Raw genomic sequence first — 18,482 nt, forward strand, 5'->3', positions numbered from 1 at the left:
GAGCGTGCCGACTTTTCCGCCGACCCCGGTGGTCGGGGTGGTGTCGCTGGGGGATGCTGTTCGGTGTGGCGGAGCCGGAGCTGGTGGATGTGGTCGTGGTCGGGCTCGGGGTCGGCGGCGAGGAGGTGGCCGAGCGGCTCGCCGACGCCGGCCTGAGCGTCGTCGGCGTCGAACGGGGTCTCGTCGGCGGGGAGTGCCCCTACTGGGGCTGCATCCCGAGCAAGATGATGATCAGAGCGGCCAACGCTCTCGCCGAGGCTCGCCGGGTCGACGGGCTCGCCGGGACGGCGCAGGTCCAGCCGGACTGGGCGCCGGTGGCGAAACGGATCCGCGAGGAAGCCACCGACACCTGGGACGACACGGTCGCCGCCGAGCGGTTCATCGGCAAGGGCGGCCGGCTCGTGCGGGGCAGCGGCCGGCTCGACGGTCCGCGCCGGGTCCGGGTCGGGGACCAGGTTTTCGAGGCCCGACACGGGGTGGTGCTGGGCACCGGCACCCGTCCGTCCGTGCCGCCGATCGACGGCCTGGCCGACACGCCGTACTGGACCAACCACCAGGCGATCGAGGTCGAGGAGCTGCCGGAGTCGCTGCTCGTGCTCGGCGGCGGCGCGATCGGTCTGGAGCTGGCGCAGGTCTTCGCCCGCTTCGGGGTCCGGGTCACAGTGGTCGAGGCACTCGACCGGGTGCTGGCCATCGAGGAGCCCGAGGCGTCCGAAGTCGCCGCCGCGGCGCTGCGCGCCGACGGCGTGGAGATCCACACCGGGGTACGCGCCGAACGGGTCGAGCACGACGGGACCAGGTTCACCCTGCGCGGTGGCGGCGGCGCGGAGTTCACCGCCGAACGGCTGCTGGTGGTGACCGGGCGCAAGGCCCACCTGGCCGAGCTGGGTCTGGACACGATCGGCCTGGACGCCAGCCAGCGTTACCTCCCGGTCGACGACCGTCTGCACGTCACCGACCACGTCTGGGCGGTCGGCGACCTGACCGGCGAGGGCGCCTTCACCCACATCGCCATGTACCAGGCGGGGATCGTGATCGCCGACATCCTGGCGCACGCCCGGCAGGCGAAGGCGGGGCCGGACGCCAGCGGCACCTCCAGCGTGGTCGGCGGTGCGATGAGCGCGTCCAGTGCGCTCGCCGCCAGCGGGTCGAGCGGGTCGGCCGGCACCGTCCCGCGAGCCGACTACCGCGCGCTGCCCCGGGTGACCTTCACCGACCCCGAGGTCGGCGCGGTCGGGCTCACCGAGCAGCAGGCCCGCGAGCGCGGCATCAACGTGCAGGTCGGTTTCACCAAACTCGGCAGCTCGACCCGAGGCTGGATCCACCGGGTCGGCGACGACGGTTTCATCAAGCTCGTCGCGGACGCCGACCAGGGTGTGCTGATCGGCGCGACCTCGGTCGGCCCGGCCGGCGGCGAGGTGCTGTCCGCACTGGTGGTGGCGGTGCACGCGGCGGTGCCGCTGAGCCAGCTCCGACACATGATCTACGCGTACCCGACCTTCCACCGGGCCATCGAGGACGCCCTTCGCGACCTGTCCTGACCCCAGGCCGGCGCGGTGATCAGGCAGCCGGCCAGCAAGCGGCAGGCAATTCGCTGTTCATTTCTTTCATTCAGGTGACGTACGATTGCGACCGTGACCAAGCGGTTGACTGAAGTTGCCAAGAAGGCGGGCGTCAGCGAGGCCACCGTCAGCCGGGTGCTCAACGGCCGCGACGGAGTCTCCGAGGCGACCCGCACCGCCGTGCTGACGGCACTTGACGTGCTCGGTTACGAGCGGCCGACCAAACTGCGCGGCGAACGCGCCCGGCTGGTCGGGCTGGTGCTGCCCGAGTTGCAGAACCCGATCTTCCCGGCGCTGGCCGAGGTCGTCACCGGCACTCTCGCCCAGCGCGGCTACACCCCGGCGCTCTGCGCCCGCACCATCGGCGGCGTCTCCGAAATGGACTACGTGGAGATGCTCCTCGACCACCAGGTCTCCGGGGTGATCTTCGCTGGTGGCTCGTACGCGCTCGCCGACGCGCGGCACGACCACTACCGTCGGCTGACCGACCGGGGGCTTCCGGTCGTACTCGTCAACGCGGGTGTGGACGAGCTGGGTTTCCCCCGGGTCTCCACCGACGACGCGGTGGCGGTGGAGCAGGCGTACGGGCACCTGCGCTCGCTCGGGCACGAGCGGATCGGGATGGTGCTCGGCCCGGAGGGGCACGTGCCGTCCCGACGCAAGCTCGACGCGATGATGAAGGCCGCGGGCTGGGACGAGGGCGACGCCGAGTGCGTGGAGCGCTCCAGCTTCTCGATGGAGGGGGCGCGGGTCGCCGCCACGAAGTTGGTCGAGCGGGGCGTGACCGGCATCATCTGCGCCAGCGACGTGCTGGCGCTGGGCACGATCCGTGCGGCCCGGCGGCTGGGTCGTTCGGTGCCGGCAGACGTGTCGGTGGTGGGTTTCGACGACTCCGCGTTCATGACGTGCACCGATCCGCCGTTGACCACGGTGCGGCAGCCGATCGAGACGATGGGGCAGGCTGCGGTGGATCTGCTGGTCACCCAGATCGAGGGTGCCGGCGTCCTTCAGGACGAGTTGCTGTTCGAGCCGGAGTTGGTGGTGCGGGGCTCCACCGCGCCCGCCCCCGGCCGCTAGGCAGCACACCCGACGACGCTTCGGCCGTCGACCGCTTCTCGCGGTCGGCGGCCGTTTTCGTCGTTGCTCGCGACGGTCGGCATCGACCGGGCCGAATGACCGCCCATAAGGGATCAATAGCGAGCAAAGCGGTCTGCTTTCAGCTCCTTGCCAACATCTGTCGTAATCACGTCGTGTCCTTTCGGAACAGGGTCGATACCTTGCCGAAATGAGTCGGCCTCGCTACAGTGACTCCACTCACACCTGGCTCCGACGCAGCTACTGGGCGTCAGGTCGTATCACCGCAGATCAGCGAAGGTCATTGGAGACACCCGTTCCCGAAGGGATGGACAGATGTCCGTACCGCAATACCGAAAGGCTGCGGCGGTTGCGCTCGTGGCCGGCCTGGGGCTCAGCCTCACGGCATGCTCCACGAAGAGCGACGACAAGGGCTCGAACGCAGGCGGCAAGGTCACCATCACTGTCGACTGCCAGCCGGTCGGCGCCCAGAAAGAGCTGTTGAAGAACTGGAACGACGACGTCGCCGAGTTCCAGAAGCAGAACCCGGACATCACCATCAAGAGCGTCAGCGTCGGCGAGCAGTGCAACAACCCGCCGGACTTCACCGCCCGCCTCGCCGGCGGCACCGTGACCGACGTGTTCTACGGCTACATGACCGATCTCCAGCAGGTGCTCGACTCCGGTCAGGCGATGGACATCAGCCAGCACGTCAACAAGGACGCGATCCCGACCTGGGAGAGCGTCGACCCGGCGCTCAAGGAGGTCTTCACCGACGGCGGCAAGCTCTACGCCGTTCCGGTGAAGAACTACTCGATGGGCCTGGTCTACAACAAGGTCCTGTTCCAGCAGGCCGGGTTGGACGTGAACAACCCGCCCAAGACCTGGGCCGACGTCCGGGCCGCCGCCAAGAAGATCTCCGCGCTCGGCAACGGCATCGCCGGCTACTCGGAGTACAGCGCCGGCAACACCGGCGGCTGGCACTTCACCTCCCTGCTCTACTCGCAGGGCGGCCAGGTGCTGACCGAGGACGGCAAGAAGGCCGACTTCAACAACGCCATGGGCAAGCAGGTCCTGCAGAACCTCAAGGACATGCGGTACGGCGACAACAGCATGGGCGCCCGTCAGCTGCTGCAGTGGGGCGACCTGCTGACGAACGCCGGCGCGGGCAAGGTCGGCATGTTCATCGGCGCGCCGGACGCCACCCAGGCGATCGTCAGCCAGTTCCAGGGCAAGTTCCAGGACTGGGCGATGGCTCCGCTGCCCGGCCAGGACGGCGCGGCGAAGGGGACGCTCGGTGGTGGCGAGGGCTACTTCTTCAAGAAGGACCTCACTCCCGAGCAGGTCAAGGCCGGTCTGAAGTGGATCGCGTACCAGAAGCTCACCCCGGGCAAGGGTCAGTTCGACTACGTCCGGGCCAAGCCGCAGAACTACCCGGTGGGTCTGCCCCAGCCGCTGCTCTTCGCCAACGGCAGTGACGCGCAGAAGCAGGAGCTGGAGCTGCGTAAGGCGAACGCGAACGTCGACACGGCGAACTTCGCGCTCTTCGAGGCGACCCCGGTCACGATCAAGGGTGAGCCGCGCAACGCCCAGGCCGTCTACGCGGTCCTCGACGCCGCGATGTCGGGTGTGCTGACCAACCCGAACTCGAACATCGACGCACTGCTCAAGACCGCCGAGGAGAAGGTCAACCAGCTCCTCGCCGCCGAGAGCTGACCGATCGTGTGGGGGCCGGGACGCCGACCCGGCCCCCACATCCGCACCGTGTCTCGACGTCACCGACTCACCCAGGAGTTGCCTTGGCGATCACCACCGTCCCGGAGACCCCCAGGAAACCGGGCCGCCCGCCGTCGCCGTACTCGGCCAGGCCGCAGCGCACCAGCCTCGGCCGCAAGCTACGGGACAACCTCACCGGTCACGCGTTCCTGATCGGGGCGGTGCTCTGCTTCGTCGTCTTCTCCTGGTACCCGATGGTCCGCGGCATCGTGATGAGCTTCCAGCGGACCCGGCGCGGCGAGACCACCTGGGTGGGCTGGGACAACTACTCCCGCATCTTCGCGGACCCGAGCTTCTGGCCGGCCTGGCAGAACACGCTCTACTTCACGCTGCTCGCGCTCCTCCTCGGGTACGCGGTGCCGTTCTTCGTGGCGGTCCTGCTCAACGAGTTCCGGCACGCCAAGGGCTACCTGCGGATCCTGGTCTACCTGCCGGTGATGCTGCCGCCGGCCTCCGCGCTGTACCTCTTCAAGTTCTACGCGTACGACCCCAGCGAGGCGGGTCTGTTCAACGCGATCCTCAAGGCGCTGCACCTGCCCACCTCGCAGTGGATGCAGTCACCCGACATGACGATCCCGGCCATGGTGCTCGCCTCGACCTGGATGAACATGGGTGGCGCGGTGCTGATCTACCTGGCGTCGCTGCAGAACATCCCGGGCGAGCTCTACGAGGCCGCCGAGCTCGACGGCGCCGGGATCTGGAAGCGCATCCGCCACGTGACGATCCCGCAGACCCGGCTGATCCTCGCGCTCCTGGCGATGATCCAGATCGTCGCCACGATGCAGCTCTTCATCGAGCCACTGATCCTCGCCAACGGCGCGGGTGCGGAGGATTCCGCGACGTCCGTGGCGTACCTCATCTACCAGCATGGCTTCTTCCAGAACGACCTCAACGGCGCCGCCGCACTGGGCGTGATCATGCTCGTGGTGCTGGCCGGCTTCTCCGCCGCCTACCTGCGGCTGAGCGCGAAACAGGACTAGGACGGGCGAGACATGGCACAGGACTCCGGCACCCGGACCCTCATCTCTCACGCGCAGCTTCGCCGTGGGCGAGGCAGGTTGATCTACTGGGCTCTGCTCACCGTCGTCGTCGTGGGCTTCACCCTCGTCTTCCTCGGGCCGCTCTACTGGATGGTCACCGGCGCACTCAAGTCCGGTCAGGAGATCGCGCAGACCCCGCCGTCGCTGTTTCCGAAGGATCCCCAGCCGCAGAACTACATCGACGCCTGGAACAACCTGGAACTCGCCAAGCTGCTCTTCAACACGTTCTACTACGCGGCCGGCGCGGTGCTGTTCCAACTCGTCTTCGACACCGCGGCCGCGTATTCGATGTCGAAGCTTCGGCCGATCTTCGGCAACGTGATCCTCGCCCTGATGCTGGGGACGCTGATGATCCCGGCGATGGTCCTCATCGTCCCGCAGTACGTGACGGTGATCGACCTGCCGATCGTGCACATCAACCTGCTGGACTCACCGTTCGCCATCTGGTTGCCCCTGGTCGCCAACGCGTTCAACATCTTCCTGCTGAAGCGGTTCTTCGACTCGATTCCGGAGGAGTTGATGGCCGCCGCCCTCATGGACGGGGCGACGTCGCTGCGCACGCTCTGGTCGATCATCCTGCCGCTGTCGCGTCCCATCCTCGGCGTAGTCTCGATCTTCGCCGTGACGGCGGTCTGGAAGGACTTCCTCTGGCCGAAGCTGGTCATGCCCTCGCCCGAGACCCGGACGGTGAGCGTCGGCATCTACGCCTTCGCCGGTGGCACACCGATGAACGTGGTGATCGCCGCCTCGGTCATCGCCGCGATCCCGACAGTCATCATCTTCCTGATCTTCCAACGGAACATCATGTCCGGTCTGACCACGGGCAGCATCAAGGGATAGCCACCACCGCATCCTTCCGCGCGGCGAACAACGACCGTTCGCCCGACACATAACCAGGTCCGGCGAACACGCCGACGTACTGACGCAGAAAGCAGGTGCTCGTGTCCACAGCTGACAGAAGTCCGTGGTGGCGGGGAGCGGTGATCTACCAGGTGTATCCCCGTAGCTTCGCCGACGGTAACGGCGACGGCATCGGCGACATCGCCGGCATCCGGTCCCGGCTGAACCACCTGTCCGCGCTCGGCGTCGACGCCATCTGGTTCAGTCCCTGGTACCCGTCCCCGATGGCGGACGCCGGCTACGACGTCTCCGACTACCGCGACATCGACCCGGTCTTCGGCACCCTGGCCGAGGCGGAGGCGCTGATCGCGGAGGCGCACGCGCTGGGCATCCGGACCATCGTCGACGTGGTGCCGAACCACTGCTCCGACGCCCACCCGTGGTTCCAGGCCGCGCTCGCCGGCGGGCCCGACGCACCCGAACGGGACCTGTTCTGGTTCCGGCCCGGCCGGGGCCCCAACGGCGACGAGCGACCCACCGACTGGATCGGCGAGTTCGGCGGCGAGACCTGGACCCGCACCACCAACCCGGACGGCACCCCCGGCGACTGGTACCTGCACCTGTTCGCCCCGCAGCAACCGGACTTCAACTGGGACCACCCACGGGTGCGGGAGGAGTTCGAGAACATCCTCCGGTTCTGGTTCGACCGGGGCGTGGACGGCATCCGGATCGACTCGGCCGGGCTCCTGGTCAAGGACGGGACGCTGCCCGAGGTCCAGCCCGACCAGCCGCACCCGTTCCACGACCTCGACGGGGTGCACGACATCTACCGGGGCTGGCGTCGGGTCGCCGACGAGTACGCCGACCGGGCGCTGATCGGTGAGGTGTGGCTGCCGGACCGGCAGCGCTTCGCCAACTACCTGCGCCCGGACGAGCTGCACGCGGCGTTCAACTTCGACTTCCTCGGCTGCGCCTGGGACGCCTCGGCGCTGCGGGAGAGCATCGACGGGACGCTGAGCGCGCACGCGCCGGTCAACGCGCCGGCCACCTGGGTGCTCTCGAACCACGACGTCACCCGGCACGTCACCCGCTACGGTCGGGCCGACACCCGGTTCAGCTTCGCCGCCAAGCGCGAGGGGACCCCCACCGACCTGGAGTTGGGCACCCGCCGGGCCCGCGCCGCAGCGCTGCTGTCGCTGTCGCTGCCCGGTGCCGCCTACGTCTACCAGGGCGAGGAGCTGGGCCTCTACGAGGTCGAGGACATCCCGTACGCGATGCGGCAGGACCCGATGTGGGAGCGGTCCGGCCGGATCGACCCCGGTCGGGACGGCTGCCGCGTACCGCTGCCGTGGGCCGGGGACGAGCCGCCGTTCGAGTTCAGCCCCGCGGGTGCCGCCGCGCCGTGGCTGCCGCAGCCGGCCGACTGGAAGGACCGGACGGCCCGCGCGCAGACCGGCGACTCGGCCTCGATGCTGGAGCTGTACCGGGCGGCGATCCAGGCCCGGCAGGCCGACCCGGCGCTCGGTGACGGCGAGCTGACCTGGCTGCCCGCCCCGGACGGGGTGCTCGCGTTCAGTCGCGGTGGTGGCTTCACCTGCCTGGTCAACCTGTCCGCCGCGCCGGTGCCGATGCCAGCTCAGGGGGAGTTGCTGCTGGCCAGCGGGCCGCTCGACGACGGGTTGCTGCCGTCCGACACCGCGGTCTGGCTGCGTACCGCCGAAGCGGCGGACGGACCCGGCCTGACCTGACTCTGCTCGCCGTGGTGCCGGCGGCCCGTCCCGGCCGCCGGCACCACGCCACCAGGAAGGGAGAAACGAGGGGGGACGCGCGACACCGCACCGACACGGGGGGATCTGGCCTGCCTGACGAAAGGGAGAGCGCAGCTCATGGCCAACCACACCACCGGCACCCCGCACCACCTTCGACACCCGACCCGGGCAGGGTTGGCCGCCATCGCCGCCACCCTGCTCGCCGCCACAACGGTGACCGCCCTCGCGGTCACCGGCACCGCGACCCCGGCCTCGGCGGCGGGGTTGTCCCCCTTCGACATCCCCAACCGGGGCGCCACAGTGCCGTTCGTCGAGCAGGAGGCGGAGGAGACCGCCCACAACGGCACGAAGATCGGCCCGGACCGGCGCTACGGCACGTTGCCGTCCGAGGCGTCCGGCCGCGAGGCGGTCACCCTGGACGCCGTCGGCGAGTACGTCGAGTTCACCCTCACCGCCCCGGCCAACGCGGTGACCTTCCGCTACAGCCTGCCGGACAGCCCGGCCGGCACCGGCCGGGACGCCACCATCGACCTGCGGGCCAACGGGTCGCTGCTGAAGTCGGTTCCGGTGACGTCGAAGTACGGCTGGTACTACGGCGGCTACCCGTTCAACAACAACCCGGGCGACACCAACCCGCACCACTTCTACGACGAGACCCGGGCGCTGTTCGGCAGCACCCAGCCGGCCGGAACGAAGATCAGGCTCCAGGTCTCCTCGACCGCGCAGTCGCCCACGTTCACCATCGACCTGGCCGACTTCGAGCTGGTCGCCCCGGCGATCACGAAGCCCTCCGGTGTGCTCGACGTGGTCACCGACTTCGGCGCCGACCCGAGCGGCGCTACCGACTCGACGGCGAAGTTCCAGGCGGCTGTCGACGCCGGCAAGGCCCAGGGCCGGGCGGTCTGGATCCCGACCGGCACCTTCACCCTCTGGGATCACGTGGTGGTCGACGGGGTGACCCTGCGCGGCGCGGGCCCCTGGTATTCGGTGCTCGGCGGCCGGCACCCCACCGAACGGCACCGGTCGGTCGGCATCTACGGCAAGTACGTCCCCGGTGGCGGCTACACCGGCCCGGTCCGCTCGCACGAGGCGAACGGGCCGAGCCGCAACGTCACGCTGCGGGACTTCGCCATCATCGGTGACATCCGCGAGCGGATCGACGACGACCAGGTGAACGCCCTGGGCGGGGCGATGACCAACTCGGTGGTCGACAACCTCTGGCTGGAGAACACCAAGGTCGGGGCGTGGATGGACGGCCCGATGGACAACTTCACCATCCGCAACAGCCGCATCCTGGACCAGACCGCGGACGGGGTGAACTTCCACACCGGGGTGACCAACTCGACGGTGACGAACACGTTCGTCCGCAACACCGGCGACGACGCGTTGGCGATGTGGGCGCAGAGCGTGCCGAACGTCAACAACTCCTTCACCCACAACACCATCGGCGTGACCCTGCTGGCGAACCACCTGGTCAGCTACGGCGGTCGGGACATCAAGATCACCGACAACGTGACGGCCGACTCGCTGACCAACGGCGGCGGCATCCACGTCGCGAACCGCTACCCCGGCGTGCAGGGCGCCACCGGAGTCCAGGGCACCTGGACGATCGCCCGGAACACGTTGATCCGTAACGGCAACTCGGACTACAACTGGAACTTCGGTGTCGGCGCGATCTGGTTCTCCGCGCTCAACGAGGCGTTCCAGAACCCCACCATCAACATCACCGACACCGACATCCTGGACAGCTCGTACGCGGCGCTGCACTGGATCGAGGGTCAGACCAACGGGATCAACCTCAACAACGTACGGATCGACGGCGCCGGCACGTACGCGCTCCAGGTGCAGGCGAACAGCCAGGTGTCCTTCACCAACGTGCGGGCCACCAACATCGCGCAGAGCAACCCGATCCACAACTGCGTCGGCGCCGGCTTCCAGATCACCCAGGGCTCCGGCAACTCCGGCTGGTACACCCCGACGCCGTACTGCGGCCCGTGGCCGAACCCGCAGTGGGGCGGCGGACCCACCTCGCCGCCGCCGACCACCCCGCCCCCGACCACGCCGCCACCCACCACGCCGCCACCCACCACGCCGCCCCCGACCGGCGGGAACCTGGCGCTGGGCCGGTCGACGACCGCTACCAGCACCAACCAGAGCTACACGGCGGGCAACGTGGTGGACGGCAACGCGGCCAGCTACTGGGAGAGCGCCAACAACGCCTTCCCCCAGTCGGTCACCATCGACCTGGGCGCGTCCCGATCGGTCGACCGGGTTGTGCTCAAGCTGCCCAGCGGTTGGGAACAACGCACCCAGACCCTGTCGGTGCTCGGCTCCACCGACGGCTCGTCGTACACCACCCTGGCGTCGTCCGCCGGTCGGGTCTTCGCCCCCGGCTCGGGCAACGCGGTGTCGATCGGGCTGCCCTCGGGTGACCGCCGCTACATCCGGGTCACCGTCACGGGCAACACCGGCTGGCCGGCGGCGCAGCTCTCCGAGGTCGAGGTGTACGGCGGCACGCAGACCACTCCGCCGCCGACCACCCCGCCCCCGACCACGCCACCCCCGACCACCCCGCCGCCGAGCGGCAACCTGGCGGCCGGGCGGTCGATCACCGAGACCAGCCACTCCGACGTGTACGCCGCCCCCAACGCGGTGGACGGCAACGCGAACACCTACTGGGAGAGCGCCAACAACGCGTTCCCGCAGTCGCTGACCGTGGACCTGGGCGCCGATCGTTCGGTGTCCCGGGTCGTGTTGAAGCTCCCACCGTCATCGGCCTGGCAGACGCGTACGCAGACGTTGGCGGTGCTCGGCTCCACCAACGGCTCGTCGTTCAGCACGCTGAAGGCGTCCGCCGGCTACAGCTTCAACCCGGCCAGCGGCAACACGGTCACCGTGACCTTCACGGCGACCACCCAGCGGTACCTGCGGCTGACCGTCACCGGTAACAGCGGCTGGCCAGCCGGCCAGCTCAGCGAGTTCGAGGTCTACTCCAGCTAGGTCGGGCGCCCCCGCCCGGACCGGGCGGGGGCACCCGGTCCGGGCGCTCCGGCGCAACGCCGCGCCGACCGTCCGACCCGTCCCCAACCCGCACCGTCCCCCACCTGTCGCGGAACGACGGGCGTACCCCTGCACCCGTCGCCGGGCAACGCACCCACACCCACCCCCGAAAGAGGTGTAGCGACCCCATGTCCAGGACCGGCACCAGACCAGGCACGCCGCCAACCGGCGCGCCCACCACCGTCCCCCGCACCGCCCGCACGGGCCGCCGTCGGATGCTCGCCGGCGCGCTCGCCGGCATGCTTCTCGCCACCGCCCCGGTCGTCACCCCCATGGCGAGCGCGGCACCGGCTGCCGACCCGTCCGCGGCAGCCGCCCGGGTGGCCATGCTCGCCGGGCTCTCCGCCACGATGACCGCCAGCAGCTACAACCAGAACTACGTGGCGGGCAACGCCAACGACGGCAACGCGTCGACCTACTGGGAGAGCGTCAACAACGCGTTCCCGCAGTGGATCCAGGCGGACCTGGGCGCCACTGTCAACGTGGACCGGGTGGTGCTGAAGCTGCCGCCCTCGTCGGACTGGCAGACCCGTACGCAGACGCTGTCGGTGCTGGGCTCGACGAACGGCTCGTCCTTCACCACCCTGAAGGCGTCCGCCGGCTACACCTTCAACCCGAGCAGCGGCAACACCGCGACCGTCAGCTTCACCGCCGCCAGCACCCGTTACGTACGCGTGCAGGTCACCGGCAACACCGGCTGGCCGGCCGCGCAGTTCTCCGAGGTCGAGGTGTACGGCGCCACCGGCAGCACCGACACCCAGGCGCCAAGCGTCCCGGGCAACCTGGCGTACACCCAGCCGGCCAGCGGGCAGATCCGGCTCACCTGGTCGGCGTCCAGCGACAACGTCGGGGTGGCCGGGTACGACATCTACGCCAACGGCGCGCTGCGCGGCAGCGTCAACGGCTCGACGCTGACGTACACCGACAGCCAGGCGGACAGCGCCACGGTGTCGTACTACGTCCGGGCCAAGGACGCGGCCGGCAACCAGTCGGCGAACAGCAACACAGTGACCCGGACCGGCACCGGCAACCCGCCGACCGGGAGCAACCTGGCGATCGGTAAGCCGATCACCGCCTCCGGGTTCGTGCACACGTTCGTGGCCACCAACGCCAACGACAACAACGTGGCCACCTACTGGGAGGGCAACGGCAACCCGAGCACGCTGACCGTCCAGCTCGGCGCGAACGCCACTCTCAGCCAGGTCGTCGTGAAGCTCAACCCGGACTCCGCGTGGGGCGCGCGTACCCAGAACATCGCAGTGCTCGGCCGGGACCAGGGCTCGTCGAGCTTCACCACACTGGTCGGCGCGGCGAACTACGCCTTCAACCCGGGCAGCGGCAACACGGTGACCATCCCGGTCTCCGGCGCGGCGGCCGACGTCCGGCTCTCGATCGCCTCGAACACCGGCGCTCCGGCCGGTCAGGTGGCCGAGTTCCAGGTCTTCGGCACTCCGGCGCCGAACCCGGACCTGACCGTTACCGGCATGTCGTTCAGCCCGTCCGCACCCGTGGAGACCAGCACCATCACGCTCTCCGCGACGGTGCGTAACGCGGGCTCGGCGGCCTCCGGCGCGACGAACGTCAACTTCTACCTGGGCTCCACCCGGGTCGGCACGGCCTCGGTCGGCGGCCTCGCGGCCGGCGCCTCGACCACTGTCAGCGCCAGCATCGGCACCCGCGACTCGGGCAGCTACCCGCTCAGCGCCAAGGTTGACGAGTCGAACACGGTCGTCGAGCAGGACGACACCAACAACAGCTACACCAACCCCAGCCCGCTGGTGGTCGGCGCGGTCGCCAGCTCCGACCTGGTCGCCTCCGCCGTCGACTGGTCGCCGGGCAACCCGCCGCCGGGCAGCACCGTCAACTTCTCCGTGTCGATCCGCAACGCCGGCAACCAGGCGTCCGCGTCCGGCGCGCACGGCATCACCCTGACCGTGCTCAACGAGTCCGGCACCGTGGTCCGTACCCTGACCGGCTCGTACTCCGGCGTGATCAACGCCGGCGCGACTGTCGGCCCGATCAGCCTGGGCACCTGGACCGCCGCGAACGGCAAGTACACCGTCCGGGTGGTGCTCGCTGTCGACGGCAACGAGCTGCCGGTCAAGCAGACCAACAACACGAGTGACCGTCCGCTCTTCGTGGGGCGTGGCGCCAACCTCGGCTACGACATGTACGAGGCCGAGGACGGCACCACCGGCGGCGGCGCCGGGCAGGTCGGGCCGAACCGGGACATCGGCAACCTGGGCGGTGAGGCGTCCGGACGTCGGGCGGTCACCCTGAACAGCACCGGCTCGTACGTCGAGTGGACCACCCGGGCGGCGACCAACACCCTGGTCACCCGCTTCTCCATCCCCGACTCGGCGGGCGGCGGGGGCATCGACTCCACGCTGAACATCTACGTCAACGGCACCCTGCACAAGCCGATCAACCTGACCTCCAAGCACATCTGGTTGTACGGCTCGGAGGCCAGCCCGAGTGACTCGCCGAGCGCCGGCCCGCCTCGCCACCTGTACGACGAGGCGAACGTGATGCTCAACTCGACGATCCCGGCCGGCAGCAAGATCCGTTTGCAGAAGGACCCGGCCAACACCACCACGTACGCGATCGACTTCGTCAACCTGGAGCTTGTCGCACCGCGAGCGAACCCGGACTCGGCCCGTTACCGGGTGCCTTCCGGTTTCAGTCACCAGGACGTCCAGAACGCGCTGGACGCGGTCCGGATGGACACCACCGGCAACCTGCTCGGTGTCTACCTGCCGGCCGGCACCTACGAGACCGCGCAGAAGTTCCAGGTGTACGGCAAGCCGATAACCGTGGTCGGCGCGGGCATGTGGTACACCCGCTTCCAGACGCCGACCGGTCAGCAGAACACCGACGCGGGCTTCCGGGTGGAGTCCTCGGCCAGCGGGTCGTCCTTCTCGCATCTGGCCTTCTTCGGCAACTACACCAACCGGATCGACGGTCCGGGCAAGGTGTGGGGTGAGCTGAAGGACGTCGACAACATGACCCTGGACAGCGTCTGGGTCGAGCACACCGTCTGCGCGTACTGGGGGGTGAGCGTCAGCGGCCTGACCATCCGCAACAGCCGCTTCCGCAACACCTTCGCCGATGGTGTGAACCTGACCAACGGCAGCACCAACAACCTGATCACCAACACCGAGGGGCGGTCGAACGGCGATGACGCGTTCGCCCTCTTCTCGGCCACCGACCAGGGTGCGTCCGTCGGCAACAACGGCAACGTGTTCGAGAACCTCTCGGCCACGCTTACCTGGCGGGCGGCCGGTCTGGCGGTCTACGGCGGCTACAACAACATCTTCCGCAACCTGTACATCGCAGACATGTTGACGTACTCCGGGATCACCATCAGCTCGCTGGACTTCGGTTATCCGTTCATCGGGTTCGGGGCCAGCCCGCCGACCCAGTTCCAGAACATCTCGCTGATTCGAGCGGGTGGGCATTTCTGGGGCTCCCAGACATTCCCCGCGATCTGGGTCTTCTCCGCATCCAAGGAGTTCCGCGGCATCCGGGTGTCCGACGTGGACATCGTCGACCCGACGTACACCGGGATCATGTTCCAGACCAAGTACACCGGGTCGCAGCCGGAGAACCCGATCACCGACACGGTCTTCACCAACATCTCGATCAGTGGCGTCCGGAAGAGCGGTGACGCGTACGACGCGAAGTCCGGCTTCGCGATCTGGGCCAACGAGATGCCGGAACCCGGTCAGGGCCCGGCGGTCGGCTCGGTCACCTTCAACAACCTGCGGTTGACCAACAACTACCAGGACATCCGCAACACCACGACAACCTTCACCATCAACCGCAACTGAGCTAGCCGGTAGCCGACGCCGCCGGGGGGTGCACCCCTCCCGGCGGCGTCGCGCCGTGCCGGCCCTCGCCCGCGGCGAACCGTGCCGCGCCGGCCGCCGCGTCAGTGGCCAGCGAGTCCATCCCGTACGCCAACTCGATCGCCAGCGCCTCCGACTCGGGTCGGCCCGCGCCGACCAGCAGCGCCGCCCGGTCGTTGCGCAGGCAGGTCTGCGGATGCCCGGCGATCGTCGCCGCCAACTCCTCGGCCGCGGCCCGCGCCTGGCCGGGCGGCACCAACCGGTTGACCAACCCCATCGTGTACGCCTCGTCGGCCGGCACCGGGCGGCCGGTGAGGATCAGGTCCATCGCCCGACTCTCGCCGATCAACCGGGGCAGTCGGACCGTGCCGCCGTCGATCAACGGCACTCCCCAGCGGCGGCAGAACACCCCGAGCGTCGCGTCGGACTCGGCGACGCGCAGGTCACACCAGAGCGCCAGTTCGAGCCCGCCCGCCACCGCGTACCCGGAGATCGCGGCGATCACCGGTTTGCTGAGCGTCATCCGGGTGGGACCCATCGGGCCGTCCCCCTCCGGCTCGACCCGGTTGCCGCTCGGCGTGCCGATCGCCTTGAGGTCGGCGCCGGCGCAGAACGTGCCACCGGCGCCCCAGAGCACGGCCACCGACGCGTCCGGATCAGCCTCGAAGGCCCGAAACGCGTCCGCCAAGGCCCGCGCCGTAGGCCCGTCAACAGCGTTCCGAGCCCAAGCCCGATCCAGCACAACTGTGGTGACCGCCCCGAGCCGCTCCACCCGCACACCCATCCCGCCAGCATGCCCGCCCCGCCCCACCCCCACAATCCCCGTCGATCTTGCACTTCCGGTCGCCGTTTCGTGGCTTGTGCCCCGGATTGCCGGAGCAGAAAGTGCAAGATCGACAGGGCTGGGCGGTGTGGCAGGTTTGTCGCGGCCGGCCGGTTTGCGACGGCGATCGCCGGGAAGTCGGTACTCGTGCGAGCACTTCTGACGAAAGTTGAGCAGGACTCCCGACTGGACCGCGCGGGTGACCGGTTGCAGAAGGTGGTCCTCGGCACGCTGCGTCCGCGCCGGCTGCGCGACCTGCTGCACGGGGTGACCCTCGGGCATCCGCTGCACCCGGCGATGGTGCAGGTGCCGGTCGGTGCGTGGGTCAGCGCCGCGGTGCTGGACCTCATGCCCGGGCAGCGCCGGCCCGCCGCCATGCTTGTCGGCCTGGGCACCGTCAGCGCGCTGCCAGCGGCGGTCGCCGGTCTGAACGACTGGGCGGCGCTCGCCCGGGACCAGCGCCGCGTCGGCCTGGTGCACGCTGCCGCCAACACCGTCGGCATGGCGATCTACGCCGGCTCGCTGGCCGCGCGGCTGTCCGGCCGTTACGGAGTGGGCCGAGCCCTCGGCTTCCTCGGTCTCTCCACCGTGAGCCTCGGGGCTTACATCGGGGGTCACCTGGCGTACAAGCAGGGGGCCCAGGTCAACCAGAGCGTCTCCGAGCTGCACCGGATGACCGATGGCTGGCACTCGCTGGCCGACATGGCGACGTTGCCGCAACGCACCCTGATCACCCGCGAGGTGGACGACGACATCTCGGTGATCCTCTACCGGCACGGTGACGAGGTGACAGTGATGTTGGAGCGCTGCCCGCACCAGAGCGGGCCGCTCGGCGAGGGCGAAGTGCAGGAGATCGACGGCCACGCCTGTGTGGTCTGCCCGTGGCACGGCAGCGCGTTCCGGCTCAACGGCGGCGAGGTCATGCAGGGACCGTCCGGGAGCGACCAGCAGATCCTGCCCACCCGGATCGAGAACGGCGTGCTCCAGACCCGCCTGCCCTGACCCGCCCGTCGCGGCGACGATCACCGTGACCTGGGGGAATGCGGAGACACCAGGTCGTACGGGTCGCTCAGGTCCGTCGGTGTCGACCAACCGGCGGACCGTCAGGTACGGAGTCCAGGCCGTGCCCGCCGTCGAACAGCCCGCCCTCGCCACCATCACCGCGCCAGCCGTCGTCGCCGCTCCAGCCCCCTGCGCCGGCGGCCGCCATTGCGCCGCCGGAGGGTGCCGTGCCGCCGGAGAGAGCCATCCCGCTGCCCGGGAACGCCGTGCTGCCGGGGAAGGCCATTCCGCTGCCGGCGGGTGCCACCCCACTTCCGGTAGGTGCTGCCCCACCGGGGGCAGGTGCCACCCCGTTGCCCGAGGATGCCGCCTGACTGCCGGGTGTCATTCCGTCGCCGCGAGGTGCGAAGTCGTGCCCGCTCGGTGCCGTGCCGCCGTTCGGCGTCGCGGGGGCTTCGATGGCCGCCGCCGCCCGGCTGGCAGCCCACGCGGCACCGCTCCCGGCCGCCCCACCGCCGGCCCGCCGGCCTGCGCCAGCACTGCTCCGGCCGGACCCGCCGCTGCTTCGGCCCGCGCCACCACTGCTCCGGCCCGCGCCGCTTCGGGGCGTGCGCGAGGACGCGGCCAGTCGGGGAGCCGCCCCGGCGGTGGCCGGGCGTCGACGCAGCCCCAGCACCGCGCCGATCTGGGCGCCGACGATGCTCGCCACCGCCAGAACGGCGGACACCGCCAGCGGTCGGTTCACCCGGTCGGCGGCACCGGCCCGGGCTGCGCCGACAGTCATCGCTGGTGGTTGGCCGGCTGACTCCGTACCGCTGGGTGGTGCCGGGGCCACCCGCGGCGGTGCGGCCCGCTCGGGCGCCGGCCGGGGCGCGGGCGGCTTCGACGCCGCGGGCCGGTCGACGAGCCGGCCGGTGGCGTGCTGCCGGGCCCCCTGGTCGGCGGCCTCCGTGGGCAGTCGGAGCAGTTGGCCGGGGCGGATGCGGTCCGGGTCGTCGAGCTTGTTCAGCTTGGCGAGTTGTCGATAGTCGCCGAACTCGTCCAGGTACCGCTCGGCCACCCCTCCGAGGTAGTCGCCCCGCGCCACCCGGTACACCGGTGCGGCCTCGTCGTTCGTTGCCGAGCCGGCGGGTGCGGCGAGCCCGGTCCCGGCCATGCCGAGCAGCCCGCCCCGGGCCACCGGCGCGGCCGTGTCAGGTGTCGTCGCGGCGCGGGTCGGCGCGGCCAGGGTGGTGACGGCCGGTGCGCTCGGACTCGCGTACGCCGGGGTGCCGTAGACCGCCGCGGCGCTGGCGGCGGCCGGGCTGGCGACCAGGATCAGCGCGACCGAGCCGACAAGCGCGGCGGCGGCCTTCTGCTGGCGGCCCATCCCGGGCAGCTTCGGCGCCGGCCGGCGCAGGGTCTGTGCGCCCAACTCGACGAGGACGGAGAAGGCGAACGTGGCCCAGCCGAACCAACCGGCCAAGGCCAATGCCCGAAGGAAGAGCTGACCGTCGTCCCGGCTGGTCAGCGCGGTGCCCACCTCGCTGATCGTGGGGAGGTGATCGGGCAGAGGGTTACCGGCGAAGGCCAGCAGCGCGATCGGTGCGCCGACCAGCAGCACCAGGAGCACGGCCAGCGCGCCGATGCCGGTGAGGATCCGTCCGGTCCGCCGTACGACGGACCCACCCGATACGGGCATGGCTGCC

10 protein-coding genes and 1 pseudogene are annotated in these 18,482 nt (G+C 70.0%); 9 read left to right on the top strand and 2 right to left on the bottom strand.

All coding sequences use genetic code 11. The features are described from left to right. The first annotated feature begins 53 nt into the window (after positions 1–53). The 8 genes from ACQP0U_RS01155 to ACQP0U_RS01190 all read left to right on the top strand — a co-directional run bounded on the left by ACQP0U_RS01155 (position 54) and on the right by ACQP0U_RS01190 (position 14,951). Complete coding sequence (locus tag ACQP0U_RS01155; protein WP_433314992.1) at positions 54–1,541, top strand: dihydrolipoyl dehydrogenase family protein; 1,488 nt, start codon at positions 54–56, stop codon at positions 1,539–1,541. Positions 1,542–1,634: 93 nt separating this feature from the next. Next, positions 1,635–2,639 carry a LacI family DNA-binding transcriptional regulator gene (locus ACQP0U_RS01160; RefSeq protein WP_430499341.1) on the top strand — a complete coding sequence of 335 codons (1,005 nt, stop codon included), beginning with the start codon at positions 1,635–1,637 and terminating at the stop codon, positions 2,637–2,639. Between the two features lie 333 nt (positions 2,640–2,972). Further along, positions 2,973–4,352, top strand: a complete 1,380-nt coding sequence (locus ACQP0U_RS01165; RefSeq protein ID WP_433314994.1) for an ABC transporter substrate-binding protein — start codon at positions 2,973–2,975, stop codon at positions 4,350–4,352. 83 nt (positions 4,353–4,435) lie between these two features. Beyond that, positions 4,436–5,392: a carbohydrate ABC transporter permease gene (locus ACQP0U_RS01170; protein WP_433314996.1), complete on the top strand. Its 957-nt coding sequence runs from the start codon at positions 4,436–4,438 to the stop codon at positions 5,390–5,392. A gap of 12 nt (positions 5,393–5,404) precedes the next feature. Next, the gene (locus ACQP0U_RS01175; RefSeq protein WP_433314997.1) at positions 5,405–6,292 is read left to right on the top strand and encodes a carbohydrate ABC transporter permease; all 888 of its coding nucleotides are present in this window, start codon (positions 5,405–5,407) and stop codon (positions 6,290–6,292) included. 101 nt (positions 6,293–6,393) lie between these two features. Next, positions 6,394–8,040 (top strand): glycoside hydrolase family 13 protein, encoded by a 1,647-nt coding sequence (locus tag ACQP0U_RS01180; protein ID WP_433314999.1) that lies wholly within the window; start codon positions 6,394–6,396, stop codon positions 8,038–8,040. 138 nt (positions 8,041–8,178) lie between these two features. Continuing rightward, entirely contained in the window at positions 8,179–11,061 is a 2,883-nt protein-coding gene (locus ACQP0U_RS01185; RefSeq protein ID WP_433315001.1) for a galactose-binding domain-containing protein, read from the top strand. A gap of 188 nt (positions 11,062–11,249) precedes the next feature. Continuing rightward, the gene (locus tag ACQP0U_RS01190) at positions 11,250–14,951 is read left to right on the top strand and encodes a discoidin domain-containing protein (protein WP_433315003.1); all 3,702 of its coding nucleotides are present in this window, start codon (positions 11,250–11,252) and stop codon (positions 14,949–14,951) included. A 1-nt stretch (position 14,952) separates the two neighbouring features. Here ACQP0U_RS01190 and ACQP0U_RS01195 read toward each other — a convergent pair whose 3' ends face one another. Then, positions 14,953–15,753: a crotonase/enoyl-CoA hydratase family protein gene (locus ACQP0U_RS01195; RefSeq protein WP_433315005.1), complete on the bottom strand. Its 801-nt coding sequence runs from the start codon at positions 15,751–15,753 to the stop codon at positions 14,953–14,955. A gap of 186 nt (positions 15,754–15,939) precedes the next feature. Here ACQP0U_RS01195 and ACQP0U_RS01200 point away from each other — a divergent pair, with 186 nt between their 5' ends. Next, positions 15,940–16,794, top strand: a complete 855-nt coding sequence (locus ACQP0U_RS01200; protein WP_433315007.1) for a DUF2231 domain-containing protein — start codon at positions 15,940–15,942, stop codon at positions 16,792–16,794. 565 nt (positions 16,795–17,359) lie between these two features. On the opposite strand, the pseudogene ACQP0U_RS01205 reads toward ACQP0U_RS01200, so the two are convergent. Further along, positions 17,360–18,475: pseudogene (locus tag ACQP0U_RS01205) on the bottom strand (LysM peptidoglycan-binding domain-containing protein); the annotation flags it as partial. Between the last annotated feature and the right edge of the window lie 7 nt (positions 18,476–18,482).

The organism is Micromonospora sp. CA-269861, from assembly GCF_050948505.1.
Taxonomy (GTDB): domain Bacteria; phylum Actinomycetota; class Actinomycetes; order Mycobacteriales; family Micromonosporaceae; genus Micromonospora.